The 522-nt window shown below is 39.7% G+C and carries 2 protein-coding genes; both read left to right on the top strand.

Annotation, left to right across the window (positions count from 1 at the left end):
- A partial coding sequence (locus AOA61_RS31780; protein ID WP_218197335.1) for a hypothetical protein occupies positions 1-205 on the top strand: 205 nt, incomplete at its 5' end.
- Positions 205-423 (top strand): hypothetical protein, encoded by a 219-nt coding sequence (locus tag AOA61_RS02710; RefSeq protein WP_099601095.1) that lies wholly within the window; start codon positions 205-207, stop codon positions 421-423. The genes AOA61_RS31780 and AOA61_RS02710, both read left to right, overlap by 1 nt.
- Positions 424-522: the final 99 nt, after the last annotated feature.

Raw genomic sequence — 522 nt, 5'->3', positions numbered from 1 at the left:
TTGGTTAGGAGGTGCTTTTCAAGTGTTTAAATACTGTTTCACCTGTAAAACTGAAAGAGAGTTTACTAGTCAAAGGAGTGACGGTGCATTCACAAAAGTAGGCTGTACAGTCTGCGGTATGTTTGCTTGGGTTGATTCTGGAGAGTTAAAAGAACGCATTGAAAAGCAGTATCTTTACATGATGACTAAAAGGAGTGTTTATTGATGGATACAACTAATTTAAGAGAGTCTGTTCGGATCAATGCAAGGATTTCTGCTGATACAAATGATTGGTTAGATCGTAAAGCTTATGAAATGGGATTGACGAAAAGTGCTTTAGTGAATCTGGCTTGTGAAACTTATAGAAAAGAAACTGAAGTTGTAACGGTTTTACCGGAAATGTTTAGAAAAATGCAAGAAGAAATGAAGAAGATCGGCGAGTGATTGCCAGTGAGAAGGAGAGCGTAGCGATCCATTTACGTGGAAAGGCTCCCTTTGGTATCCTGACCCGTCAGGGGGAAGGCAAAATGCTTTTTCTTGCCT

This window comes from Pseudomonas sp. 2995-1 (genome assembly GCF_002742505.1).
Classification (GTDB): Bacteria; Pseudomonadota; Gammaproteobacteria; order Pseudomonadales; family Pseudomonadaceae; genus Aquipseudomonas; species Aquipseudomonas sivasensis.
Note: the sequence above shows the minus strand (reverse complement) of the source record. Positions and strands in the feature narration are given on the sequence as shown.